Here is a 24,351-nt window from a genome sequence, read left to right as displayed (position 1 = left end):
TCTCTATGCGTCGATCTGGTCACGTGAAAGTTGCTTTGCCCCCTGGACAATAAACTCTTTTCGAGGGGCAACAACCGAACCCATCAGCAGCTCAAAAACCTCCTCGGCCTCGCGCAACGCACTCTCGTCAGCAAGGGTCACGCGACGGAGGCGCCTGGTGGTTGGGTCCATGGTGGTCTCGGCCAGTTGATCACCGTCCATTTCGCCAAGACCCTTGTAGCGCTGAATGGGTTCCTTGTGGGTTCGACCTGAACGCTCGAGCTTCTTCAGCACCTGGTGTAGCTCTGCATCAGAATAGGTATAGATGAACTCTTTCTTGGCTCGGCCCTTGGCAGCCACCTCAATTCGATGCAGCGGCGGGACCGCGACAAAGACCCTACCGGCCTCAACCAGTGGTCGCATGTAGCGAAAGAACAGCGTAAGCAGCAAAGTACGAATGTGCGCACCGTCCACATCGGCGTCCGTCATCAGGATGACCTTGCCGTAGCGAGCCTGCGACATATCGAACGTCCGGCCGGAACCTGCCCCAATGACCTGGATCAAGTTGGCACACTCTGCATTCTGCAGCATGTCAGAAGTAGAGGCCTTCTGAACGTTGAGTATCTTTCCTCGAATTGGGAAGAGCGCCTGAAAAGAGGAAGAACGTGCCGCTTTAGCGGTGCCGAGAGCCGAATCACCCTCGACTATAAACAGCTCAGAGGACTCAACATCGTTGGATCGGCAGTCTGCGAGTTTGGCGGGCAACGAAGATGTTTCGAGGGCGTTTTTACGTCTCGAGATCTCCTTGTGCAGGCGGGCAGAAGTGCGCGCCTTCATTTCACCGGCCATCTTGTCGACCAGCGCCTGATTCTCTTGTTTGTCTCCACGTCCGGTCTTAGCGAGCTTGGCTTCAAGCCACTTCGTGACTACGTTCGAGACGATGCTTCGAACCTGCGGGGTACCAAGAATCTCTTTGGTCTGTCCCTCAAACTGAGGCTCGGGAACCCTGACTGAGACCACCGCGGTTAGTCCTGCAAGAACGTCATCTTTTTCGAGACGACCGTCTTTCGCAGTTAGCTTCAGTCGTCTTGATTGTTTTTCAACCTGTGCGCGAAAGACTTTGAGTAGTGCCTGTTCAAACCCCTGTACGTGGGTCCCGCCCTTCGGGGTTGAGATTATGTTGACGTAGCTCTTCTCTTCCGTCTCGTAACCGACTCCCCACCGCATCGCAATATCGACCTCGCAGACTCGCTGCGTCGGGACTGGGTGAAGGTGCCCATCGTCGCCCAATTGTTGGACGATCTCGGTGTACTCCCCCTCGGACTGGATACGCCAGATGTCGGTGACTCCCCGATCCTGCGCGAGGAAGTCAACGTAGTCAGTGATACCACCATCGAACTTGAACGTTTCTTCGTCATCACGTCCCTCGCGTTCATCGCGAACGACGATGGTCAGGCCGGGGACTAAAAAGGCGGTCTGTCGCGCCCTGGCGACCAGCAGTTCCCAAGAGAAAGACTCCGACTCTGGGAAGATTTGGAAGTCATGCCAGAATCGCACCCGGGTGCCCGTTTTCCCGCGAGGGGCTTTACCAACGACCTCGATTTTTTGCGACTGCGCGAACGGGCTAAACGGCGAGTTCGGACCCATCGCTTTTGAGTCGTCGTACTTTCCAGGTTCTCCGCGGCGAAACGACATTCGGTGTGTTTTGGAGGAGCGGTCAACCTCAACGTCAAGCCTGGCGGAAAGTGCGTTCACAACAGAAGCGCCGACGCCATGCAGACCACCGGCGTTACCGTACGGTGAGCCGCCGAATTTGCCCCCCGCATGCAGCTTAGTAAAAACGACCTCAACGCCGGAGAGGCCAAGACCGGGGACCGTGTCGACCGGGATTCCTCGTCCATTGTCCACAACCGAAACGGAGTGGTCATTATGAAGGGTGACCTCGATGCGGCTGCACTGACCCGCCAAGGCTTCGTCAACCGAGTTATCGACGATCTCCCAAACACAGTGCATAAGACCGCGTTGGTCGGTCGAGCCGATGTACATTCCGGGACGCTTGCGGACCGCCTCGAGCCCTTCAAGTACCTGAAGGTGACGTGCGGAGTAGTCGAGTTCCTTGTCTACCACGTAACTGAGTCTACGAAAGCTACCGACAAAACCAGCGCTGCATCGCCGGGGCCGCCGTCGCATCTACGCCACTGGCGAAAGAACGAAGTCAGCCGATGCTTTTCGGCCTGGGGCGTGTTGTTATAGGTACATGGATACAGCAACATCAACAGCCACGGCCGCAGAGGAACTAGCCTTTGCCGACCCAAGGCGTGAACTGACTGCGCTGGATCGTTGCGACGTCTGCGATGCCAGGGCCTGGGTTCGCGCTGTTATGAAGACCTCCGAGCTATTGTTCTGCGCCCACCACGGAAGTCAGCACATTGACGCTCTTCGAGATACCGCACTCTTCATTCAAGATGATCGGGCGCTACTGCTAGAGGACGCCTAGGCGCGGACTCGTTTACCAGCGACCTCGGCAGATACTGCGCCACAGAAGGCTCGCCAGGTCCACTCCGACAAACACTCGCTCGGGGGAACCGCTACCGAGCCACAGCCGCAGTCCCACCGCAAGCTCGATCACCCGATAAGTCTGTCGGCGTGCCCGGCAGTGTCAACCGAAACTCAGGCATCCACATATCTGCCAATGTGACCAAGGGTGCCAGCCACCAAATCGAGTATCTGCCGGTGTGACGCGATCCGAAACGTAAACGTAAGGGAGACACAGGTTTCGGGTGCCACAGCGACAGATACTCCACTACGTCACGTCACGCCGCGGAGCCAACGAAGTTGACTACTCGCTCTGCTCGTCGCCGTGCAGATCGGAATCCGACGTCTCAACCGCACCCAGAACGCGATCAACATCTTCTTGGGTGTAGCCACAGTAGTTCAGCGCCTCACTCTGCCACTTCTGAGTCAGGCGTTCCTTGCCCTGCGCGTGAGCCTCGGCGACGGTGCCAACATAGATCTGGCCGTCCTTCGACTCCCTGTTAACATCAGGAACCGCTTCGCAGACATGGAACACGGTGCCGGACTTGACCCAGTAAACCTCGTCCGCACCCGTCAGAGCGACAATAATGTTCTCTTCAGCCGCGTACTGTTCTTGCGACGGGCTGTCCCATGTAACGCCCGACAGCAAAGCAACCGCAATCGCCAGGACGGCACCGATACCGCCCGCGACGGCTTTCTGCTTGCCGTCCATGTCCTTGTTCGTGAAGATGAGGACAATCAACGGTAGAAACGCCAGAATGGTCATAATTGCACCAAGCTGATTCTGTATGAAGAACTTGGTCTTGTTGCGCTCGGAGGCGGGATCCAGTCGATTGGCTTGCTTCCAGAGTAGATTTCCGGCAACGGCCAGAAGCGCGATGACAACGAGGATTCCTACCAAGAGCCACGTGTTTACCGGAGTCTGTTTCAGCACCCAAGCGATCGTGAAAATTTCTAGTCCGATTGCGACTACCCACGCGATCCACGCGAAGACGCGGAATCTCGTGGCCTTCGATTTGGCTTCTGGCGTTGGAGTCCAAACTGGTTCTTTAGCGGAGTCCGTGTTCTTTGTCCCGGTCTTCGCAGCAGGCGTACCAGCAGACTTGGCGCCGGACTTGCCGCCGGACGTGTTCGACTGATTCTTCGGCTTCGACACTTCCGTCTCGACGCGAACAACCTTCTTCTTCGGCTTTTCTGCCATGTGATCTCCTGTGCCTGGGAGCGCGCGGGGAACGGCGCTATTACCGCGACCAACTGTATATGACTAACGTCCCGCGCGTTCGAAATCGGGGCGCCGCTAAATGGTGCCGAAACGCACTATGCTTCTGCGCAAAACTGTTCGGTGGAACTCCGCCGCCCATCCTGCATAGGAACCATACGAACGACCCGCCCGGCAAGGACAATCACGCAGGCCATCAGCGATATCGACGCCGAGACAACCAGCGTCGCTGTGCGTCCCATCAGACCAAGATCACAACCAAAACGGCGCTTCAGACTCGAACTATGGCGAGCTTTCTGGAACGCCAAACTCCGATCTGACAGTCAGATCGGAGCCGCCGTTATCAACTAGTCCAGGTAGTCCCTGAGAACCTGTGACCTTGAGGGATGGCGAAGCTTCGACATGGTCTTTGACTCGATCTGGCGAATGCGCTCACGAGTCACGCCGTAAACCTTGCCGATCTCATCGAGCGTCTTAGGCTGACCGTCCCCGAGACCGAAGCGCATCGAGACCACACCCGCCTCACGCTCTGACAGCGTGTCAAGTACCTGATGCAATTGTTCTTGCAGCAACGTGAATGACACGGCTTCTGCAGGGACGACCGCCTCGGAGTCCTCGATCAGGTCACCAAACTCGGAATCTCCATCTTCACCCAGCGGGGTGTGCAACGAGATCGGCTCACGACCATACTTCTGGACCTCAACCACCTTCTCAGGAGTCATATCCAGATCAGCGGCCAGTTCCTCGGGAGTAGGTTCGCGGCCGAGCTCTTGCATCATCTGACGCTGTACGCGAGCCAGTTTGTTGATGACCTCGACCATGTGAACTGGAATACGAATAGTCCGTGCTTGATCGGCCATTGCACGAGTGATTGCCTGACGAATCCACCAAGTGGCATAAGTCGAAAACTTATATCCCTTTGTGTAGTCAAACTTCTCGACTGCGCGAATCAGGCCCAGATTTCCTTCCTGGATCAGGTCCAAGAACTGCATGCCTCGTCCCGTGTAACGCTTTGCCAGCGAAACAACCAGGCGCAGGTTCGCCTCAAGAAGGTGATTCTTGGCGTTCTGTCCATCGGAGGCCAGCAACGTCAGCTCACGGCGTTCCTTGGAGTTCATGGTCTCGCCGTCGTTCTTAAGTAGGTAGTCGGCGTAGAGACCGGCTTCGATCCGGCGAGCCAAGTCAACTTCTTGTTCAGCATTCAGCAGTGCGACCTTACCGATCTCCTTCAGATAATCCTTTACCGGATCGGCGGTTGCACCGGCCGAAGTAACCTGCTGGACGGGCTCGTCCGCATCATCGGAGTCGGAAACAATGAATCCTCTTGGACCGGCTTTCGCGGCCTCTTCCTTTACCGAGTTGGGACGGTCTTCATCCTCATCTTCGTCGTCTTCCTCGGAGTCAGAATCGTCATCGCTAGACTCGTCCGCGTCATCCTCGTCACCGACGGTAGGCTCGGCGTCCTCGTCCTCTTCATCAACCTTTGCCTCGACGTCATCATCTACCACCACATCATCGATCTCTTCGTCAGGGGTGTCCGACTCGGGGTCCTCTTTCCCCTTCTTCGTCTTGGAAGCGGTGGTAGCCTTCTTGGCGGTAGTCTTCTTCGGAGCAGCCTTCTTGGCGGGTGCCTTCTTGGCTGAAGTTTTCTTAGCGGAAGCAGTCACAAATAAGCCTTTCTACACTCCAGTTACGCCGAAGTAGGCGGGAGTCGTGGGCAGGAACAGACCGCTACAATTATAGTTCTTTAGGGATACTGTGCCCATTCCAGCTCGATGCACGGTCCCGGTAGTCTAAGCATTATGAACCCAGTTCTAGATCCCGGAAAAGCATCCTTCTTGGCGATAGAAGGCGCATTTGCGACGATTCGTCGTAGCGTCGATGCCGCGATCATCCGAGATATTACCGAGTTCAACTTCGCCATCGGCGCAAGCGACACTCCCCTTTCGCCCCTCGCAACCCGCGCAGTTAGTGGTGGAAAGCGATTCCGCGCAATTTGTTCATACGTGGGCGCGGCCGCTGCACTTGGTTCTGCAGACAACCTTGCGGAACTGATTACGACCACTTTTGAAGTTCCAGGAATCGACGATCTAGCCATGGCGGTTGAGTACTATCAAGCCTCCGCGCTAACTCACGATGATGTGATCGATGACTCGCCTCTGAGAAGGGGGGAGCCATCCGCTCACTCGTCCCTGGCGGCCCAGCACCGACATGATCAACTCATCGGTTCGGCGTCTAAGTACGGGGTAGACGGTGCGATTCTGCTGGGAAATATGCTTGCCGCCGGCGCAGAAAACAGCCTCTCACGTCTTGTTTCGAAGATAAGTCCGGACCGTGCATCACTTCTGCTTCAGCAATACTCCCGAATGACGGGGGAGGTGGCGCAAGGACAGTATCGGGATATGGTTGCCGGATACCATCCAATCTCTTCGGTAGACCAAGGTTCAGAGAGCTCAGACGTCGTCGAGCGAACCCTGCAAGTGATTCGCGTCAAGTCTGCGCTCTATTCCGTGGTCCGGCCAACACAGCTTGGAGCCATCCTCGCCGGTGCGGATGAAGGGTTCCTCCAAGTCCTTGAGTCCATCCTGGAACCGGCGGGTCTCGCATTTCAGCTTCGCGACGATGAGCTTGGTGCATTCGGTGATCAGCAAACCATCGGGAAGCCAAACCGCAGTGACATCAGCGAGCGCAAGCACACAGTTCTCTTGGCCCTCACCTACGCCAATGCCGACCAAGCGGCGCGAAGTCACCTGGAGCGAGTCTATGCGGCAGACAGCGTTGGTGAGTCTGATGCAGAGGAGACGGCGGCGCTCCTAGAGAGATTCGGCAAGCAACCCCACGAAGAACTGATCAATAGACTCGTCAAGCAGTCTCAACAATCCCTGAAATCGGCTGACCTGTCCCCCGCGTCACGCGAAATTTTACTCTTCCTGGTGCAGACCCTCACCGACCGAAGTGTCTAGACCAGGTTCAATCGGTTGATGCAACACCGGCTTGTTGGAGTAATAGTAGGTGCTCGTTGAAGGCCTCGGCTGGGGTTTTCCATCCGAGTGTTTTCCTTGGCCGGGTGTTGAGTGCGTGGGCGACGGCTTCAAGTTCCGTGGCCGACCATCGGGACAGGTCCGTGCCTTTGGGGAAATACTGTCGCAGCAGGCCGTTGGTGTTCTCGTTTGTGCCTCGCTGCCAGGGTGATTGTGGGTCGGCGAAGAACACGGGTATCCCGGTCTCAACTTTGAACTGGGCGTGTGCCGACATCTCCTTACCGCGATCCCAGGTCAACGAGCGTGCTAGTTCTGAAGGTAAAGTCGCCATCGCGTTCGCTAATGCGTTTTTCATGGTGTTTGCCCCGTAGCCAGCCAGGGCGGGCCCATTCTTGACGGCGCCCATGTGCCGCCAACCATCTTCGCGTGGCAGGTGGACTAGCATGGTGAACCTGGTTGTCCGCTCGACGACAGTACCGATCGCTGAGCGTTCCAACCCGATCAGTAGATCACCTTCCCAGTGTCCTGGAACGGCTCGGTCCTCTGCTTCTGCGGGTCTCTCACTGATCAGCGTCTCAGGAGTCACATGGGCCCAAGTTTTGCGTCTGGATCGCTCCCGCGGGGCGCGCAACGCGCGTCCGGTGCGTAAACACCACACCAGCTCGCGTTTGAGCGCGCCACGGCCCTGAATGTAAAGGGACTGGTAGATCGCTTCGTGGCTTATCCGCATGGACTCATCATCGGGGAAATCGACCTTGAGTCGGTTACTGATTTGCTCGGGACTCCAAGCATTCGACCATGCCCGGTGCTTACGGTGAGGTTTGTTGTTGCCGGTGAAACGTGGAGGTTCCGGGCCGCTGACCACCATGCCTGAAGGTGTTTTGATCTGGCCCGATAGGCGTTCTTCTACATAGGCGCGTAACCGCGGGTTAGCGACCAGTTTCGCGGTTTTAGGGCGTTTGGCTGCTAGATCAGCTTTCCACTGCGCAACAGATGCGCGGTACTCCAGTTTCCTACCCCGAGTGGCAGCGTTACGGCGCAGCTCTCTGGAGATCGTCCCCGGGTCACGACCAACGGTGCGGGCTATCTGACGCACCCCCTGTCCTTGAGCCCGCAACAAAGCGATTTCCTCGCGTTCGACAAAAGACAAATAGCGCCCTGTCGGGGTGAACTTCACGTCAAATGGTGGCATACCCCCAGCATTGTGGAACCACCGCTGACCCACCGCAGACGCCACGCCAACCTGCCCTGCGGCCTCGGCAGGAAGCATCCCCTTGGCGATCTGCAACCAGAACGCGGCCTCGACATGCCGCTGGAACTTCGGATGACCAGGGGAACGTAGCTTCGGGCGGACCGCCCGATCCGCAGCCTGCTGACGACGAACCATAAAACACCTCCAAATCGAGGTGTTGCGACGACCAATTGAATCCACCTAGTGTCCCGCGCTACAAGTTCGTTTCCTAGATCGCACACTAAGTCAGCGTATCCAGGGCGAGCGAACAAAGGCTTCCCCGTGACAAGCCGACCGAAGATGCCGCCGAACAGTGCCGACTCGGCGCATAGGACGTGGACGAATCTGCGGCGCGGAACACTAACGAAAGTTCACGGCTACCCGGAGCGTGTGACTCCACCAATATTTCGGGGCCACGCTTCAGGCTCAGTTCGCCGCTACCAGGCGAGTGCCGACGCTACTGAGTTCACTTCGTGATGGCGCCCCGACCTCAAAGCATCTATCGGCTTTTCGTCGAGTAGTTCGCTGGGGCTAAACAACCATTCCAGCACCTCATCATCAGTGAATCCCCCGTCTTTTAGAACCGTGATGGTGCCGGGCAGAGTCCAAAGCGGAACGTGGGTGGCTTCAGGCAGGGGGTCGGTATCCTCTGCCAGCTTGACTGACGCGGCAATTCGTTCCGCGATTTTCTTGGCTCCCGGCATCTGGCCGAGCTCCGAATCGAGTAGAACCAATGCTGTCTCCGGAACCCACCACGAACCGTCAGCGTAGTAGCCGATCAAAAGATTGTCTCGGATCAACTGCTTAATCCGAGAAGGTTTAGTTCCTAGCATCCGGGCTGCACTGAGGCCATCAACCAATTCGGTTTCGGCAAAGAGATCTTTGTTCGAGTAGCTCATCCCTCAAGGATAGTGCCGCGTGCCAGAGCGGTGCGACGCTCCCATTCACGTAAACTCGGGGTCGTGAGTGAGAGTTCAACCCCTTCGGGGCCCGACGCGCCCCGAGGCGGAGAGGTCGATGGTCCGCCGCCCCCGAACGGCGGAGACCCGCTCATCGGACTGACTATAGACGGACGTTACAAAGTTGTCTCGCGCATGGCACGTGGCGGCATGGCAAGCGTCTACATTGCCGAGGATCAGCGTCTGGGTCGTCTGGTTGCCCTGAAGATCATGCATCCCCATCTGGCGGAGTCTGAACAGTTCACGGCGCGCTTCCGTCAAGAGGCACGCTCCGCCGCCAAAATTTCCCATCCCGGCGTCGTTCCGGTCTACGACCAGGGGGCCTATCAGGGGCAGGGATACCTGGTGATGGAACTCGTGGATGGACCCCATCTACGAGACTTCGTCCAGGACTCGGGTCCTCTAACTCTTGGCGATAGCCTGGACATCACCGAGCAACTGCTCGCAGCGCTAGTCTTCGCCCATAAGGCGGGTGTGGTCCACCGCGATCTTAAGCCCGAGAACGTTCTGGTTGCCTCCGATGGAACGCTCAAAATTACCGACTTTGGCCTGGCACGTGCAGCCTCAGAGGTGACGATGTCATCCACCGGTACGGTGATGGGCACAGTTGCCTATTTAGCTCCCGAGGTTGCCCTGCGGGGTGACTACGACGGACGAACCGATATCTATGCGGTTGGGATCATGCTCTACGAGCTATTGACAGGAACCGTTCCGGGGCAGGGTTCCGATACGCCGATTCAGCTCGCGCTGTCACGGGTCAATGACGATATTCCACCGCCCTCGAAACTCCAGGACTGGATTCCCACCGAAGTGGACAATCTGACCCAGGTCTTGGCGGCGCGTGACCCTGCTGATCGCCCTTTGACGGCCCGGGACGCCGCGGCGCTCGTCGCGCGAACGAGGAACGCACTTCCGATCGAGCTACTAGACCACCAGCTTCCGGTTTCGGGATCAGAGAGCCTTTCCGCTGAGGAGTCGGGGGCGACCCACGCACTCAAGGTCGATGGTCGCACTACGTGGCTTCCGATTGAACAGAATGTTGTTCACACTTCGGGGGCCGTCGCGAAGACTTCTCAGAAGGAACGCCGCAAGCCGTTATCCAGGGTGCCCCTGGTTGTCGCAACCGTTCTTTTGTTGCTTGTCGGGGTTGCTCTCGGCGTTTGGTGGTGGTGGCAACAGTACGGTCCCGGTTCCTACTACGAAATGCCAAACCTTGCGGGAAAGACGGTAGCCGAAGCTCAGTCGGAGCTTTCCGAAATGGGGATAGCTTCCAACCTGCAGTACGAGAACGATGATGACGTACCCGATCAGATGATCATCGAAACCAACCCGGCCTATGGCGAACGTGTTCACAAGAACGCCGAGGCAACGCTCATCGTCTCGCAGGGCGTTCTATTCCTTCAGGTGCCCGACGTTGTCGGAGAATCAGTTTCGGATGCCACGACAACGATCGAAACCGAAGGTTTAACCGTCAACAAGACTCTTGAGGAATGGTCTGAGACCGTTCCTGAGGGGCATGTCATCAGTACAAACCCAACTCCGGGAACGGAAATCGACCACCGAAACTCGGTGCACTTAACTGTCTCGAAGGGACGTGAGCCAATCGAGATCCCCGATGTTTTGGGGCAGTCAGTGGAAGAAGCTCAAGTGCAGCTCGAAGCACTGGCACTCAAGGTTGAAGTTGTCGAAGACTATTCGGATGACTACGCAATCGGTCAGATATCTGCTGTAAGCCCGGCCATTGGAGAAAAAGTCCATCGGGGAGACACCGTTCAGATCACCCGCTCCCTCGGTTCTCGATATGTCGTTGTTCCCGATGTCTGGCGGATGAGTCGTGATGAGGCGGTCGCGGCGATTGAGGGGGCAGGATTGCGGGTGGAGGTCAACGTAATCGTTGAGCTACTCAATGTCGTGGGAAGGCAGAGCGTCGCCCCCGGTCAGACCGTGGAGCGTGGCACGGTCGTTACCATCGATATCGTCTAACGTCCGCGCCCCACAACTCGTCTAGATCGAATTCATTTCCTAGATCGCGCACAGGAGTCGGCGCATCCAGGGCAAGCGAGCAACGGCCTGCCAAGACAGCCTAAACGAGGCTGCGGCCGAGAGGCACGGGTTTAGCGCATGTGACCGGTGACGATATTACGGCGCCGATGGCACTAGCGCAGATGCCCTAGTTGATGTCCTCCGCGCCAATCATGCGCCATGCCCCGTCGCCGTCATAGTCGATTGCGTGACCGCCCTGTTCTTCGGCTGCCATGGACGCTACCTGGAACGCGATCTCAAGTGACTGCTGATGGTTCAGCCTCGGATCAACCAGGGTTTCATAGCGCTGAACCAGCGAGGCGTCATCCAAGCCTTCCGCTCCCCCAATCACCTCAGTAACGTCTCCACCCGTTAGCTCGACGTGAATCCCAGCCGGAACGGTGCCAAGCGAGCGATGAACGGAGAAGAAACTCGCGACCTCTTGCATGATCGTCTCGAAGTCCCGTGTCTTGTAACCATTGGACGTTGAGATTGTGTTTCCGTGCATTGGGTCAGTGATCCAAGTGACGGGGCGCCCATCAGCATTAACAGCCTCAACCAGGGGCGGGAGTGCATCTTCAATGCGGCCAGCTCCCATCCGAGCCATGAACGTTAGCCGGCCCGATTCTCCCTCGGGGTTAAGCGCGTCGATAAGTCCTATCAACTCATCGGTCGTTGCACTCGGACCGATTTTGACACCGATAGGATTGCGTACCTGGCGCATCAACTCAACATGCCCCTCGTCCAAACCACGGGTCCGCTCCCCGATCCAGAGGAAGTGGCCCGAGGTATCGTAGGGATCTCCTGTACGCGAATCAATACGGGTCAGCGCTGATTCGTAGTCGAGTAGAAGAGCCTCGTGAGAGCTAAATAGATCGACTTCTCGCAACGAGTCAAAGTCGGCCCCAGCCGCCTCCATAAACTTCACGGCACGAGTGATCTCATTTGCCAGCTGATCGTAGCGCCGATAGACGGGGTTCTGAGTGAATCCGCGATTCCACTCATGAACACGGCGAAGATCTGCGTAGCCACCTTTGGTGAAGGCCCGAATCAGGTTCAACGACGACGCGGATCGTTGGTACGTTTCCAGAAGTCGCCCCGGATCATGTCCGCGATCCTCCGGCGTGAAATCAAAACCGTTAACCGCATCTCCGAGGTAGCTGGGAAGCTCGACCCCATCTCGTGTCTCCACCGGAGATGAACGAGGTTTCGCGTACTGACCAGCGATCCTTCCAATCTTCACTACCGGCATGGAACTGCCGTAGGTGAGAACCACCGCCATCTGAAGAAGAGTCTGAATCTTCAGGCGAAGCTGATCGGCGGTTGACTGGGCGAACGTTTCGGCACAGTCACCGCCTATCAGAACGAAAGCCTCTCGGTTACCCGCCTTACCCAACTGCTCACGCAGGCTGTCGACCTCACCCGCAAAGACTAGCGGAGGACGAAGTCGAAGATCCTCAACAACGCGTGAGAGTTCATCGGAGTCAGGGTAATCAGGCTGATGGCGAGAAGGTTTGTCTCGCCATGTGTCCCAGGGCATCAACTGGCTGCCCCCTTCGGTCTCTAACGGGTTCTCGGCACTGCCGCAACCCAGATCTCTTAGTGCTCAGCGGGTTCTGCGGGCTCGACTGGCTGACCAATCTCAGCCATCATTTGGACGAACCAGTCCTGGGTAATATCGAAAGCTTTCCCGCCAGCAATCCTGTCGAAAGCAATAGCGCTCAGCTTGTCACCGTTCTCCTCGTCATGCCCGATGACGCCAGAGACACCCTGCAGAGCAGAATCGACTCCGAAGTCCGTCATCTCTTTGATTAGGTCGAGGTCAAACTGGTTCGACTCGGCCGCACGCGAGAAGTAACCAGACTTTTGAACCATGACCTTCTCGGCACCAAGAAGCTGTGCAAACTGCTTTGCGAACCACTGGCCGGGGTTGATTTCGTCAAGCCGAACATGCCCGAAGGCATCGCGTGCGACCTCTTCACCATTAGCTTCCATCTCAGCGATAATCTCAGGAACACCCGCGCCCTCGGAGATAAAGATATTGACGTTGCCGCCCTCATCCATGATCGCCCGTAGACGCTTCGCCTCGTCCTTGACGTCAAAGTGCATCTCGGGAAGGTACAGCGCGTGAACATCCCAGTAGTCCCTGGACAAACCGATTGAAGGAACCCAGGTTTCACCCTCAAGAATTTCACGATAGTTCTTGGTCGCGGCAGCAGCCAGCCAACCGCAGTGGCGTCCCATGATTTCGTGAACAATCAACATGCGCGGCCCGCAGTGGTTCTCTCCAATGACGTTCTTCGCGAAGCGTGCAGCCTGATTAGCGGCGGTGTCAGCCCCGAGAGACTGACGAATTGGAATGATGTCGTTGTCGATCGTTTTGGGCAGACCCACAACGGTCAGGTTGTAGTCGTTATCCGCCAGGTACTTCGCCAGGTCTGCCGCCGTCGTGTTCGTGTCATCTCCACCAATGGTGTGGAGCACGTCAACACCGTCGGTGCGTAGTTGCTCAGCCGCCACCTCAAGTGGGTCCTGGCCCTCTTCAACCAGACCGCGCTTCACGCAATCCTTGACGTTTGTCAGCTTTACTCTGGAGTTTCCAATCGGTGAACCACCGAAATTGCGCAGAACAGCAGCGTTCTTCCTAGCCTCGTCATCGACCTCGATGTAGTTCCCGGTCAACAGACCGTGGTAACCGTACTTGTAAGCAATGATCTCGATTGACGGATCAAGCTGGTTATAGCGCTCTATCAGGTTCCCAACGGAGGTTGAAAGACAAGGTGCGAAACCACCGGCGGTTAGAAGGGCAACGCGACGAACGGCCACGGGCAATACCTCTTTCGAAGATCCTTATAAGTCTTGGACGCAAAGCGCCTATGCAAGCTTACCCGCCCGAATAGGCGGTGCGGGAACTCGACCGCAGACTGGCTATGTCTCTAGAGCCTCAAGACTCTTCCGGGTCCAAGTTGACCTCGACAGCCGAGAGACCGTCAATATCGGTATCCTCGGCCGTAGCTATCACCTCCGGTTCTTCTGGAACCGGCTTCGTTGGACGCTCAACTTCAGGTACGGGCCTGCCACCAGGAGCCTTTGCACTGTTCGGGATCGGCCCTTCGAACTCGCCCATCTCCGCTAGCTCCGCCTTTACGTCTGCAGCGTAGAGGTCGACATATTCCTGTCCTGACAAAAGCATCAGGTTATACATGATCTCGTCAGTGATCGCTCGAAGAACATAACGGTCTTTCGCCAGCTTTCGGTAGCGAGAGAAGTCAAGTGGTTTGCCGATCACGACACCGATGTCGCTGCGGTTTGGAATCTTCTGTCCGATCGGCTGAGCCGCGTGCGTCCCAATCATCGCCACCGGAATGACGGGAGCCCCTGACTCAAGTGACAGTCGAGCGACTCCGGTCTTGCCACGGTACAGACGCCCATCCGGACTACGGGTACCCTCCGGATAGATGCCGAACAACTCGCCTCGACGCAACCGATCCAGACCCGCCTGCATGGCTGCCTCAGCAGCTTTACCTCCAGCCCGATCAACGGGGATGGTCCCAACGGCCTTCATAAAGTTCTTAACCGCCCAGCCCTTGACGCCAGTTCCAGTGAAGTAATCAGCCTTCCCCATAAAGGCGACTTCGCGCTCAATGAGCGCCGGAAGGAAGATCGAGTCCCAGACGGCGTTGTGATTCGAAGCGAGGATCGCCGCTCCCTCTTTAGGGATATTCTCTACCCCTTGGATCCACGGGTGATAAACACCGCGCAAGACCGGACCACCGACACCCTTAAGCACCTGGTAAAAGGCCATGCAGCTACCCTCCGTGAACTTCTCTGTTTCGTTTCCTTCAAATGGCGAACGGAATCTAGTCTAGTCACCATCTTTGGGGTCTATGAATCGCGCCACCAGATAGAATGCAGATAAAGCTGAAGTTTCTGGAAGGAATCTCATGGTCAACGCCATCGTAATGATTAACTGCTCAGTCGATTCGATTCCAGAAGTAGCTCAGCAAGTCGCGGATATCGAGGGAGTCGAAGAGGTCTATTCGGTAACCGGTTCAGTTGATCTGATCGCTCTAGTGCGCCTTGGCCGGTACGAGGAACTGGCCGACATAGTGTCGGACAGGATTGCGAAAATTCCGGGCATAACTTCGCTTGCGACCCATCTCGCTTTTCGGACTTACTCAAAGAGTGACCTGGAAGAAGCCTTCCACCTGGGACTCGACTGAGTTCCCCCGCTACTTTGCGTTAGTCGCTGCAACCCAGCGATCTAGCGTCTGCGTCGCTGCTCCAGACGACAGAACCTCTGTTGCTGCCCCCATTGCCTTAACAAGCCGATCTTCAAAACTACCCGCCGGGTCTGTGTCTGCGGCCATCAGCGCGAGCGAGGTGTTGAGCGCAACAGCATCGGCAACAGGTCCCGCTTCACCAGCAAGAACGCGGCGCGCGATAGCGGCGTTCTCCCCAGGTTTTCCTCCGCGTAGCTGTGTTATCGAAGCGCGGGGCAGACCAAATACTTCGGTCACGTCCACAACTCGATGCTCAATGGTGCCGTTTCGCACCTCCCAGATCTCAGTTGGTTCGGCCGTTGTCATCTCATCAAGCCCAAACTCGGCCCCGCGGAAGACATACGCTGAGGTGCCCCTTTCAGCAAAAACACCAGCCACCAGTGGCGCGAATCCCTCCTTGGCCACTCCGACCACTGAAATCTGTGGCTTCGCCGGGTTAGTCAACGGACCGAGCACGTTAAAAACCGTAGGAAACGCCAGCTCTCGGCGCACTCTGGCTGCATGACGCATCGATGGGTGAAACTTGTTGGCGAATAGGAAGGCTATTCCCGTCTCTTCAAATACGTCTTCGATCTCGGGAATTTCAAGCTCAAGATTGACGCCGAGTTCTTCAAGAACGTCCGCGCTACCGCAGGCCGAGGTCGATGCACGATTGCCATGCTTCACAACCGGCAGTCCTGCGGCTGCGATGACAATCGCTGCCATAGTCGAGATATTCACTGTGTTCGCGCGGTCGCCGCCAGTTCCAACAATGTCTACAACATCAGTCGGCAGATTGATGTTCAGCGCCAACGAACGCATCTCGTCCGCTAGTCCTTGCAGCTCGGGAACCTCTACACCACGCAAGGCCAGGAATGAGAGGAACGACGCCAAGCGAACCTCGTCCAGGGAACCTGACATTATCAGAGACATCAAATCCCGGGACTGTCGGTAGTCGAGTGGCTTACCTCCTACGAGGTCCTGTGCGATCTTTTCCCACGAACTCATCGCACCAGGTCCAAGGCCTTGACCATGGTCTCTTGAAGATCAATCGGTGCGTATGGCGCCAAAACGGTGAATGAAGCTCCGCTCCAGGTAGCAAGCCACTTGTCTTGCGGCCGGGCCGTAAGCAAGACGATGACGGGCTCCTGTTCGAGCTCGTTAATTATGTCCCGGGCCACGGCCATGCCGCCGACCTTCGGGGCGTCTGCATCCAAGACGACCACGGGTGGAACGCGGTCCTTCACCTGGGCAATAGTGCCTGCCGCAGTCGCCGTCTCGATCCAGTTAATCGGGGGGGCACCCTTTCCGGCTTTGATCCCAACCCCTTCGATTACCGCTCTGCGGCGATCTTTGTCGGCACTGTAGAGAACAACATCTACGGCTTCTTCGCTCACCGAAATCTCCTTATGGCTTCTAGTACGACTTGAGCATATCCTTTTGCGGTCACGGATGTGATTCCGGCTCGGCCAAAAGGCAGTAGGTAGCGGTGAAGTGTCTAGTAGACCGCGACGATGTCAACAATCATGACCAATGCGGGACTCGACTCGTCCTGCGGGGGGAAGACAAACAGAATGCGGTCACCGACATTGTGGCCCAAGAACACCGTGTCCTGGGCGGGCTGGACTGTCGGCCCGGTCTGCCAAGTACTCTCAGAGGCACTTTGAGAACCCCAGTAGGAGCCCGTGTAGTGGTAAACAACCGAATCTGATGAAGTGACTGCGGCACCACTGCCCTTGGCCAGAGTGAGTTCGATCTGCTCGGTGGGAGCGACTGCCCCCTCCTGGTAGACAACCACTGGAGCCTCGCCCAAAGCGCCGGTGATCTTCAAACCTTCAGGAAGTTCCTCGTCTACTGCGGTGGCCTCCTTCAGCGGTGTCAAATCCGCACCGGGAACGTCAACGATGTCTACGACGAAGATGAGCGTAGAGTCCGCGGGGATATTTCCCTGTTCAGCCGATCCGTATCCGTACTCGGGAGGAACGATCAGCAGGACGCGATCCCCAACCTTTGCCCCTGGAAGACCGTACTTCCACCCATCGATGACACTGTTCAAACTGAGCGTCATCGCCTGATCCCCGTGGTTGAACGAGGAGTCAAACGTCTTTCCGTCCCATAGGAACCCGGTGTAGTGGATGGTGACTAGGCCGCCAGCCGGAACCTCGGCCCCGTCTCCGGGAGTAATGAGTTTCGCCACCAGTTCCTTTGGTGGATCACCCTCGACCGTCTTAATCTGCGGAACCTGCCCCCACTCACCCGACACGGTCGGAACCTCGAAGTCGGGATTCCTATTGACCTCGGGACCCTCCACCAGGGCTTCAGTCTCGGACTGCTGGGTTGCGCCGACCGAGTTCGGATCAGACGATGAGCAACCCGCTAGACCCAAGGCAGAAGTGGCCACGATAGCTAATGCAGGCAACCAGGTAAGACGTCGCATAGTTCTCTTTCAGGTTCTTAGGCTGATCAGGCTCAGGTACCGCGCGCCCTCTGAGTCTCATACGAGACAGACCGGCACGGCGCGTAAATGGATCGCGAAGGCTCCAGACCCAACTTCTAGTGGAAGGACTCACCACAGGCGCAAGTGCTGCCTGCATTCGGATTGTCAATGGTGAAGCCCATGCGCTCAATCGAGTCAGAGAAGTCGATTACGGCGCCGCTCAAATAGGGAGAACTCATGCGGTCTACAACTACCTCCACGCCATCGAAGTCAACGACAGCATCCCCATCGAGTAGCCGATCATCAAAGTAGAGCTGGTAGATCAGGCCGGAACAACCGCCGGGTTGAACAGCTATGCGCAGACGGAGATCATCACGTCCCTCTTGTTCAAGCAGGCTACGGACCTTGTCCGCCGCCGCCTCGGAAATCTTCACCTCGTGAGTGGGCAGTTCAGTTAGCAGATCGCTCATGCGCATAACCTCCAGCATTCGCCGAACTCTTCGGCACTATTTCATAAGTCTAGTCGTCCCTGTCACCCCGCAAAGATGCGGTGCGCCACGGGCAGAATTGCCGGTTGGCGCGAACCACTAACGAATCCAGGTCTGTGCAATTCGTCTGCCGACATCGACGAAGGGGTCCCGTGTTCCCGCTCGGATCAAGGAGACTCCGTGTAACCCAATATCCGCCCGCTCGGGCCCCGACAGGGATGACTGTGTCGCGACAGCGACAACAGGAACGGCGTCCAGCGAGGCAAGCGCACACACTTTGCGCAGAGCCGAATCCACCAGGTTTGGGGAGTCTAGATGAGGCTCCACGGCAACGATCAGATCAGCCTCGCCCACCAGTTTAGGGAGTTGGGACAGCGTGGAGAGAGTCTCCCAGGTCGAGCGGATCGGGACTCCGAGTGCGGCAAGTAGTGCTCCGCTCCCCCCAGCGACTCCGGACCCTTCCAACAGGGTCGGGTCCACGGCTGCCGCGACCGGCGAAGGGGAAACTGGACCGGGCCCGGCAATTTCGGTGCGTATTCGCGACTCGATCGGAGTCAGGTTTATAGCTCGCAGGGCATCAACCGTCCTCTGACTCGCCCCCTTTAGCACTTGCGCCCATCGACTGATCGCTTTTTCGTGTTCACTACCAGACGAGTAGTTTTGCCTAAGAGAAAGATCCGGTGCGACGTATCCGGTGCCTCCAACGCCGAGTAGCGGACGAGACGTTGAACTAGCGACAACGATTGTGCGGCCCGCCAATGTCGATCGCGCGGACTCAACTGCGGCCTCAAGCTTTGCGGAACTGTCGTCGAGACTCAGCAGGGGTTCCCCTGCCAATGCCCCGAGCAGCCCCATTCCCCAGTCGTGCGACCAGGAGTGTCCCCCTTCTACAAGCACGGTTCCTTTGAAATCTCCAAGGTCACGAAGCTCCGAACCGATGCCTACCGATGAAGCCTCTCTGCGACCTGAGACTATGTGTCTGAAGTTTCCTGAGATTGCTCCGTCTTGCGCGAGCGCCTCCACAAAGGCCGATGCCGGACCAAATGGAAGAAGTCGCAGTTGCAGCGATGCTCCGACGCTGGCATCCACCGAAGCACGAATTCCCTCGACAATCCCCTGTAGCGCACGAACGTTTGCTTCGGGGCGCCCCTCGATATTTGGTTCGTTTGCGAGCCACTGCAAGACCTGTCCAGAGAGGTCGTCCTTCCCAGAGAGATCCTCGGCGCTAAGGTCCCAGTGTCCAATTACCAGGACCCGCATCGGAGCTACTCTCCCATTCGGCCGAGTTCAACCAGCAGAAATGCCTCGGCCAGAGTTGCGTTGCGTAGAACAGCCAACGACTGCGACTCGTCCTCAGAGTGGGCGTTGGTTGAGGGGTCCTCGACACCTGTTACCAGGACGGTCGCCTCTGGGAACACTCGTTCAAACTCAGCGATGAATGGAATGGAACCTCCTTGGCCGATCGCAACAGCCTGAGCTCCATATGCGCTGGTGAGGGCTTCGCGGAGCATTTCCGCTTCGGGACTATTGAGGTCGGCCGTGTACGAGGGCCCTTCTTCCACGCTGTGAACACTGATCTCGGCACCGAACGGAACGTTTGCAGTCAGATGTTCCTTCAGTGCCTTCAAGGAGTCGGCGGTCGACACCCCCGGCACAGTGCGCATGCTCAGTCGAAACCTGCACTGCGGAATGATCGCGTTTGCCGAGTCTTCGACAGTGGTCACGTCCATTCCAATCACGGATACCGCAGGCATGGTCCACACTCGCGCCGCGAGATCACCGACACCGGCGAGCCTGTATCCGTCAACTACAGAAGCGTCTCGGCGATACTCTTCCTCGCTCCAATCGACCTCGGCCACCGAACTTCCACCGAGACCCGAGACTGCCACGTTTCCTTCCTCGTCATGAAGAGTCGCAATCAGACGCGATGCGATAGTCACGGCGTCTAGGATCGGGCCACCAAACATTCCCGAGTGAACCGCGTGTTCCAGAACCCGCACTGTAACGTCGACAGACGAAACTCCGCGTAGTGAGGAAGTGATCGCCGGAATCTCCGTGGTCCAGTTCCCCGAGTCCGCAACGATAATCACGTCGGCCTCCAACTGGTCTCGGTACGTCTCGAGAAAACTCTTGAATGAGGGCGACCCCACCTCTTCCTCTCCTTCGACGTAGACGATGACGTTGACAGGTAGCTCCCCTGCGAAGGCTTTCAACGCGGACAGGTGTACCGCGACTCCGGCACCATCATCAGAGGTTCCGCGACCGTAGATTCGGTCATCTCGAATCTCAGCGACGAATGGATCAGATGCCCATCGCGACACGTCCCCCACCGGTTGCACGTCATGGTGAGCGTAAAGAAGAACGGTTGGCTTTTCGGGATCGCGCTCACTTCTGGCAATGACCGCAGGGCGCCCAGGTTCCCCGTTTGCCATTGGAGCGGTGCGGACCACGGCATCTAAACCAAGCGAGGCGAACGAGTCGCGGACGAACTCAGCTGAGCGAAGAACCTCGCCCGCCTTAGAGGAATCGGATGAAATCGACTGAATCTTTACCAGGTCCGTGAGAAAGGCAACCTCTGTGTCGAATCCCTGGTCAATACGTTGCGTTAGTTCTTCTGGTGTCATCATACCTCAAATCTACCCCGAGTCTGTGACCGCAATTCGACGATACGAGACGGGTCCCACCGTGAGCCTAGATTGGGCCTGTAGGCAGACTCAGATACCCTTAGCCCGTGGCAAAGAAGAACGAAGAACAGACCGACATCACGGATTCGGCGGCGCCCTCTGGAAAGAAGTCGACACCGACACGATCTCGCAGAGAGGCGGAGCTGGCGAACCGTCGTCCCCTGGTTCCAAATGACAGGAAACTCGCCAAGCAGATCGAGCGCCAAAAGAGGGACGAGGCGTACGCTCGTGAACGGGTGGCCCTAGAAACCGGTGATGAACGCTATCTTCCGGTGCGGGACAAGGGTCCGATCCGCAGATACGTCCGCGACTGGCTCGACGCGCGTTGGTCGATATCGGAGTTCTTGCTGCCCGCCATGATCCTGTTCCTCGGCGGGGTTCTAATCCTTACTTTCGTCAAGCTAGACGAGCGCGTGGTCAGCTACATAATGGTCGGGCTGATGGTGTTGTTCTATGCCCTGTTAGCCATTTCGATCGTTGAGGGAATCATCGTCTGGCTCCGCATGAAGAGCCGTCTAAAGAAGCTTTACCCAGATACGCCAATTCCTAAAGGCACCTGGTTCTACATGTACACCAGAATGGTTATGGCGCGCCGTTGGCGCTCCCCCAAACCACAGGTTGCGCGCGGGCAGTTCCCTGATCCGGATGGCTCCCGCTCTACCGCCAGAAAAGCGAAGGAAGACAAGTCTAGGGACTAGCGGGACTGGTCGCGATCAATTGCGGTCGCGATTTGAGTTACGGCGACAACGGTTTCTTGCCAACTATCCACGGCGAACGTGGGCCAGCCAGCGGCCCGTACCGGGTAGTCATTTCCGCCCGGATCCAGCCGGTCACCGATGAAAAGCATCTGGTTCTTGTCATATCCCGTGATGCCCAAAAGCGCATTCATTCCGTAAGCCTTGTCGATCCCCTTCGCGGTGATGTCAACTGAAGTTGACCCACCCCCGCGAACCTCTAGCTCAGGCAGAAGAGGTGCCACCTTTGCGACCAGGGAGCTTTTCTTCTCCCCCGTAGGATCCCAGGCACGCTTCGCGTCCAGTGGTGCCTTTTGTCCCAGGGCAGAGAAAGTAATCTGTGAACCACGGTCCTCAATAATGTCACCCCAGGGGGCGGCCTCCCACAGTCCCAGTTCGTTCGCGGCATCGGCCAGTACCTGAATTGCTTCATCGCGCTGTTGCTTCGAGAGATGGTGAGCGTAGACCTCCTCAAGCTTCCCTTGGTCGAATCGAAGATACTGGGTGCCGCAGGTCGGAAGCAGATGCAGTCGAGAAAGCTCGTCGGCGCTTGCCCCAAGGTTGTCTAGTAGTTGTAGACGGAACTGCGGCAGTGCGCCCCCAGAAATTACCGCTACCTCGCCTACATCCAAAAGACGGCGAAGAGCCGTTGCCATTGGTTCGGGGAGCGGAGACTTTGAGGGCGCCAACGTATCGTCAAGGTCGAAAGCGACCAGCTTCCAGTCCGACTTCTTGAGCAGAGTCTGAGGATCAGCATCTTTGTTCACAAGAAGACCTTACAGACAGGTAGGCTTCAGAGCGTGATCGGCGCGGCTCGTCGATTTCGTTAACTACTTCCCACGGAGGACTAAATGGCAACCCCTCACATCTCCGCCGAAAAGGGCGATTTCGCTCCCGCTGTGCTCATGCCGGGCGATCCCCGCAGAGCGGAACGGATCGCAAAACAGCTCTTTACCGATCCCAAACTGGTCACCGATGTTCGCGGCATGCTGGGCTTTACCGGTGAGATCGACGGGCGCCCCTTGTCTGTCATGGGTTCGGGAATGGGAATGCCCTCCATCGGCATCTACTCATACGAACTCTTTAGCCAATATGACGTACAGCGCATCATCCGCGTCGGAACCTGCGGCGGAATCTCCCCCAAAGTCAAAGTTGGCGACACGATTATCGGTATGGGTGCCCACACAGATTCGAACTACAACCAGGTACGCATCCCAGGAATCAACTACTCTGCCACCGCAGCATACAATCTGGTCCGCGCGGCCGCCGACGCCGCAGCCGATGATCCGACCGTGTTCGTTGGGCCCATCGTTAGCCACGATCACTTCTACCTGGAGGTCCCGGGCCAAACCGAAGCGTTGGCAGAATATGGTGTGCTCGGCGTCGAAATGGAAGCTGCCGGTCTGTACGGCAATGCTTCTCAGCTTGGAAAAGAGGCCCTGACCGTCCTCACCGTTTCTGACCACCTACTCGACGGATCACAGGACATGACCGCAGAGGAACGAGAAACCAAGTTCCAGACTGCACTGAAGCTAGCGGTAGCAGCGGCGTTCGCGTAGCGAGGTTTACAACTCCGTATCCTCGGTGGCAGCGGGATCATTCTTACGATCTGCGAGCAGAATAGACAGGGCGATCCCGCTGACCACCAGCCAGGCGAATAGTCCGATCCACAACGCGGTGGAGGCAACGCCTGATCCCAGATCGAGTGCGGTAAAGCCGGCCATCAATATTCCGATTCCAAAGACGGTCCACGTAAGAGCCTTGCGAATTGCTGAATCCATGACGGAAGTCTATCGGTCTTCCTTCTAACTCAATCCAGGTCAGTAAGGGACTGTTCGATATATTGACGCTCCCGCTGCGGCAGCGCATAAATGGGTAGAGTCGTTGTCGTTATTGGGACTTGCTACAACCTTCAAGGAGCCGAAATGGTCTTCCAGGGATCTGCCCCCGCCCTCGTCACTCCGTTTAGGGACGGGAAGATCGACTTCGATTCTCTTGAGCGGCTGGTTGATTTTCAGCTTGACGGCGGATCAGATGCGATAGCCGTCTGCGGTACGACCGGCGAACCTTCAACGATGACGCTGAAGGAGGAGGTAGAGGTCGCAAAGGCGGTCTCACAGCAGGTGAACGGCCGCATCCCCATAATCGCCGGCATCGGTGGAAATGCAACACAAGAGGTCCTGGACGCGACCGAACTGATGAGCGAGACCGGAGTCGATGCGCTCCTTGGAGTGACCCCCTACTACAACAAAACGACGCAGGGCGGCTTGGTTGCGCACTACACGGCCGTCGCGAACGCAACAGACTTGCCGGTGATCCTCTACAACGTTCCCGCTCGTACCGGGCTGAACATGCTTCCCGCCACCATCGCCGAGCTGGCAGAGGTCCCAAACATCGTCGCGGTTAAGGAAGCGTGCGGAAACATCACACAGATCATGGAACTATTCCGACTGTGCCTGGGCAAGATTCAGATCTTCAGCGGAAATGACGACCATGTTTTTCCACTGGTCGCAATGGGCGGTGACGGGGTCATCTCCGTGGTTGCAAATGCTATGCCACGCTACATGCACGACATGGTTGCTACGACCATGACCGGCGACCTAGGGACTGGCCGCAAGATGCAACTGGATATGCTACCCCTCGTTGATCTGCTGTTCTGTGAGGTGAGTCCGATCCCGATCAAGGCCGCTCTGTCACGCATGGGAATGCTGGATAACGAACTACGCCTTCCCCTCGTCCCCATGACCGACGAGAACGAGGCCAAGCTATTCACGGAGATGGAACGTATCGGGCTCGTCTAGGTATCCCTAGACGTGTACC

At 57.1% G+C, this 24,351-nt stretch carries 23 protein-coding genes; 7 read left to right on the top strand and 16 right to left on the bottom strand.

Annotated features, from left to right (window positions below; all coding sequences use genetic code 11):
• Positions 1-3: 3 nt before the first annotated feature.
• The gene (locus U6G28_08535; GenBank protein WRS29564.1) at positions 4-2,106 is read right to left on the bottom strand and encodes a DNA topoisomerase IV subunit B; all 2,103 of its coding nucleotides are present in this window, start codon (positions 2,104-2,106) and stop codon (positions 4-6) included.
• 130 nt (positions 2,107-2,236) lie between these two features.
• On the opposite strand from U6G28_08535, the gene U6G28_08530 reads away from it, so the two are divergent.
• A complete protein-coding gene (locus tag U6G28_08530; GenBank protein WRS29563.1) occupies positions 2,237-2,476 on the top strand; it encodes a hypothetical protein in 240 nt (79 codons plus the stop codon).
• Positions 2,477-2,818: 342 nt separating this feature from the next.
• On the opposite strand, the gene U6G28_08525 is transcribed toward U6G28_08530, so the two are convergent.
• Together U6G28_08525 and U6G28_08520 are read right to left on the bottom strand one after the other, a co-directional pair.
• A complete protein-coding gene (locus U6G28_08525; protein WRS29562.1) occupies positions 2,819-3,715 on the bottom strand; it encodes a hypothetical protein in 897 nt (298 codons plus the stop codon).
• A gap of 365 nt (positions 3,716-4,080) precedes the next feature.
• Complete coding sequence (locus U6G28_08520; GenBank protein WRS29561.1) at positions 4,081-5,400, bottom strand: RNA polymerase sigma factor; 1,320 nt, start codon at positions 5,398-5,400, stop codon at positions 4,081-4,083.
• 135 nt (positions 5,401-5,535) lie between these two features.
• On the opposite strand from U6G28_08520, the gene U6G28_08515 reads away from it, so the two are divergent.
• Complete coding sequence (locus tag U6G28_08515) at positions 5,536-6,696, top strand: polyprenyl synthetase family protein (protein ID WRS29560.1); 1,161 nt, start codon at positions 5,536-5,538, stop codon at positions 6,694-6,696.
• Positions 6,697-6,703: 7 nt separating this feature from the next.
• On the opposite strand, the gene U6G28_08510 is transcribed toward U6G28_08515, so the two are convergent.
• Both U6G28_08510 and U6G28_08505 read right to left on the bottom strand, forming a co-directional pair.
• Positions 6,704-8,101, bottom strand: coding sequence for an IS30 family transposase (locus U6G28_08510; GenBank protein ID WRS29559.1), 1,398 nt, complete (start codon positions 8,099-8,101; stop codon positions 6,704-6,706).
• Between the two features lie 281 nt (positions 8,102-8,382).
• The gene (locus U6G28_08505) at positions 8,383-8,844 is read right to left on the bottom strand and encodes an Rv2175c family DNA-binding protein (GenBank protein WRS29558.1); all 462 of its coding nucleotides are present in this window, start codon (positions 8,842-8,844) and stop codon (positions 8,383-8,385) included.
• Positions 8,845-8,907: 63 nt separating this feature from the next.
• On the opposite strand from U6G28_08505, the gene pknB reads away from it, so the two are divergent.
• Positions 8,908-10,887 (top strand): Stk1 family PASTA domain-containing Ser/Thr kinase, encoded by a 1,980-nt coding sequence (gene pknB / locus U6G28_08500; protein ID WRS29557.1) that lies wholly within the window; start codon positions 8,908-8,910, stop codon positions 10,885-10,887.
• A gap of 187 nt (positions 10,888-11,074) precedes the next feature.
• On the opposite strand, the gene U6G28_08495 is transcribed toward pknB, so the two are convergent.
• The 3 genes from U6G28_08495 to U6G28_08485 form a co-directional block, all read right to left on the bottom strand.
• Entirely contained in the window at positions 11,075-12,466 is a 1,392-nt protein-coding gene (locus tag U6G28_08495; GenBank protein WRS29556.1) for a 3-deoxy-7-phosphoheptulonate synthase class II, read from the bottom strand.
• 59 nt (positions 12,467-12,525) lie between these two features.
• Positions 12,526-13,752 (bottom strand): pyrophosphate--fructose-6-phosphate 1-phosphotransferase, encoded by a 1,227-nt coding sequence (locus U6G28_08490; protein ID WRS29555.1) that lies wholly within the window; start codon positions 13,750-13,752, stop codon positions 12,526-12,528.
• A 118-nt stretch (positions 13,753-13,870) separates the two neighbouring features.
• Entirely contained in the window at positions 13,871-14,731 is an 861-nt protein-coding gene (locus tag U6G28_08485; protein WRS29554.1) for a lysophospholipid acyltransferase family protein, read from the bottom strand.
• A gap of 139 nt (positions 14,732-14,870) precedes the next feature.
• On the opposite strand from U6G28_08485, the gene U6G28_08480 reads away from it, so the two are divergent.
• Positions 14,871-15,149: an Lrp/AsnC ligand binding domain-containing protein gene (locus U6G28_08480; protein WRS29553.1), complete on the top strand. Its 279-nt coding sequence runs from the start codon at positions 14,871-14,873 to the stop codon at positions 15,147-15,149.
• 9 nt (positions 15,150-15,158) lie between these two features.
• Here U6G28_08480 and trpD read toward each other — a convergent pair whose 3' ends face one another.
• From trpD to U6G28_08450, 6 genes are all read right to left on the bottom strand, one after another.
• Positions 15,159-16,196, bottom strand: coding sequence for an anthranilate phosphoribosyltransferase (trpD, locus tag U6G28_08475; protein ID WRS29552.1), 1,038 nt, complete (start codon positions 16,194-16,196; stop codon positions 15,159-15,161).
• Positions 16,193-16,585, bottom strand: a complete 393-nt coding sequence (locus tag U6G28_08470) for a hypothetical protein (GenBank protein ID WRS29551.1) — start codon at positions 16,583-16,585, stop codon at positions 16,193-16,195. Before U6G28_08470 ends, trpD begins: the two co-directional genes overlap by 4 nt.
• Before the next feature lie 101 nt (positions 16,586-16,686).
• Positions 16,687-17,589: an FKBP-type peptidyl-prolyl cis-trans isomerase gene (locus U6G28_08465; protein WRS29550.1), complete on the bottom strand. Its 903-nt coding sequence runs from the start codon at positions 17,587-17,589 to the stop codon at positions 16,687-16,689.
• A 152-nt stretch (positions 17,590-17,741) separates the two neighbouring features.
• Positions 17,742-18,095, bottom strand: a complete 354-nt coding sequence (gene erpA, locus U6G28_08460; protein WRS29549.1) for an iron-sulfur cluster insertion protein ErpA — start codon at positions 18,093-18,095, stop codon at positions 17,742-17,744.
• A gap of 117 nt (positions 18,096-18,212) precedes the next feature.
• Positions 18,213-19,373 (bottom strand): glycerate kinase, encoded by a 1,161-nt coding sequence (locus U6G28_08455; GenBank protein WRS29548.1) that lies wholly within the window; start codon positions 19,371-19,373, stop codon positions 18,213-18,215.
• Between the two features lie 5 nt (positions 19,374-19,378).
• Positions 19,379-20,740, bottom strand: a complete 1,362-nt coding sequence (locus tag U6G28_08450) for a M20/M25/M40 family metallo-hydrolase (GenBank protein WRS29547.1) — start codon at positions 20,738-20,740, stop codon at positions 19,379-19,381.
• Between the two features lie 104 nt (positions 20,741-20,844).
• On the opposite strand from U6G28_08450, the gene U6G28_08445 reads away from it, so the two are divergent.
• Positions 20,845-21,495 (top strand): DUF3043 domain-containing protein, encoded by a 651-nt coding sequence (locus U6G28_08445; protein ID WRS29546.1) that lies wholly within the window; start codon positions 20,845-20,847, stop codon positions 21,493-21,495.
• Here U6G28_08445 and U6G28_08440 read toward each other — a convergent pair.
• Positions 21,492-22,298 carry an HAD-IIB family hydrolase gene (locus U6G28_08440; GenBank protein WRS29545.1) on the bottom strand — a complete coding sequence of 269 codons (807 nt, stop codon included), beginning with the start codon at positions 22,296-22,298 and terminating at the stop codon, positions 21,492-21,494. The genes U6G28_08445 and U6G28_08440 overlap by 4 nt on opposite strands.
• Positions 22,299-22,382: 84 nt before the next feature.
• Here U6G28_08440 and deoD point away from each other — a divergent pair, with 84 nt between their 5' ends.
• Positions 22,383-23,090, top strand: coding sequence for a purine-nucleoside phosphorylase (gene deoD, locus U6G28_08435; GenBank protein WRS29544.1), 708 nt, complete (start codon positions 22,383-22,385; stop codon positions 23,088-23,090).
• Between the two features lie 6 nt (positions 23,091-23,096).
• Here deoD and U6G28_08430 read toward each other — a convergent pair whose 3' ends face one another.
• On the bottom strand, positions 23,097-23,312 hold the full coding sequence (locus tag U6G28_08430) for a hypothetical protein (protein ID WRS29543.1): 216 nt from the start codon (positions 23,310-23,312) through the stop codon (positions 23,097-23,099).
• Positions 23,313-23,456: 144 nt separating this feature from the next.
• Here U6G28_08430 and dapA point away from each other — a divergent pair, with 144 nt between their 5' ends.
• The gene (gene dapA, locus U6G28_08425; protein ID WRS29542.1) at positions 23,457-24,332 is read left to right on the top strand and encodes a 4-hydroxy-tetrahydrodipicolinate synthase; all 876 of its coding nucleotides are present in this window, start codon (positions 23,457-23,459) and stop codon (positions 24,330-24,332) included.
• Positions 24,333-24,351: the final 19 nt, after the last annotated feature.

Source organism: Actinomycetaceae bacterium MB13-C1-2, assembly GCA_035621235.1.
Classification (GTDB): Bacteria; Actinomycetota; Actinomycetes; order Actinomycetales; family Actinomycetaceae; genus Scrofimicrobium.
This window is presented reverse-complemented; position numbering and strand designations above follow the sequence as displayed.

Coding starts and splice junctions, on each gene's coding strand:
- U6G28_08455 (WRS29548.1), bottom strand. CDS start 19,373: ATGCGGGTCCTGGTAATTGGACACTGGGACCTTAGCGCCGAGGATCTC.
- U6G28_08515 (WRS29560.1), top strand. CDS start 5,536: ATGAACCCAGTTCTAGATCCCGGAAAAGCATCCTTCTTGGCGATAGAA.
- U6G28_08530 (WRS29563.1), top strand. CDS start 2,237: ATGGATACAGCAACATCAACAGCCACGGCCGCAGAGGAACTAGCCTTT.
- U6G28_08480 (WRS29553.1), top strand. CDS start 14,871: ATGGTCAACGCCATCGTAATGATTAACTGCTCAGTCGATTCGATTCCA.
- U6G28_08525 (WRS29562.1), bottom strand. CDS start 3,715: ATGGCAGAAAAGCCGAAGAAGAAGGTTGTTCGCGTCGAGACGGAAGTG.
- dapA (WRS29542.1), top strand. CDS start 23,457: ATGGTCTTCCAGGGATCTGCCCCCGCCCTCGTCACTCCGTTTAGGGAC.
- U6G28_08495 (WRS29556.1), bottom strand. CDS start 12,466: ATGCCCTGGGACACATGGCGAGACAAACCTTCTCGCCATCAGCCTGAT.
- deoD (WRS29544.1), top strand. CDS start 22,383: ATGGCAACCCCTCACATCTCCGCCGAAAAGGGCGATTTCGCTCCCGCT.
- U6G28_08430 (WRS29543.1), bottom strand. CDS start 23,312: ATGGATTCAGCAATTCGCAAGGCTCTTACGTGGACCGTCTTTGGAATC.
- U6G28_08485 (WRS29554.1), bottom strand. CDS start 14,731: ATGGCCTTTTACCAGGTGCTTAAGGGTGTCGGTGGTCCGGTCTTGCGC.
- erpA (WRS29549.1), bottom strand. CDS start 18,095: ATGAGCGATCTGCTAACTGAACTGCCCACTCACGAGGTGAAGATTTCC.
- U6G28_08505 (WRS29558.1), bottom strand. CDS start 8,844: ATGAGCTACTCGAACAAAGATCTCTTTGCCGAAACCGAATTGGTTGAT.
- U6G28_08510 (WRS29559.1), bottom strand. CDS start 8,101: ATGGTTCGTCGTCAGCAGGCTGCGGATCGGGCGGTCCGCCCGAAGCTA.
- U6G28_08450 (WRS29547.1), bottom strand. CDS start 20,740: ATGATGACACCAGAAGAACTAACGCAACGTATTGACCAGGGATTCGAC.
- trpD (WRS29552.1), bottom strand. CDS start 16,196: ATGAGTTCGTGGGAAAAGATCGCACAGGACCTCGTAGGAGGTAAGCCA.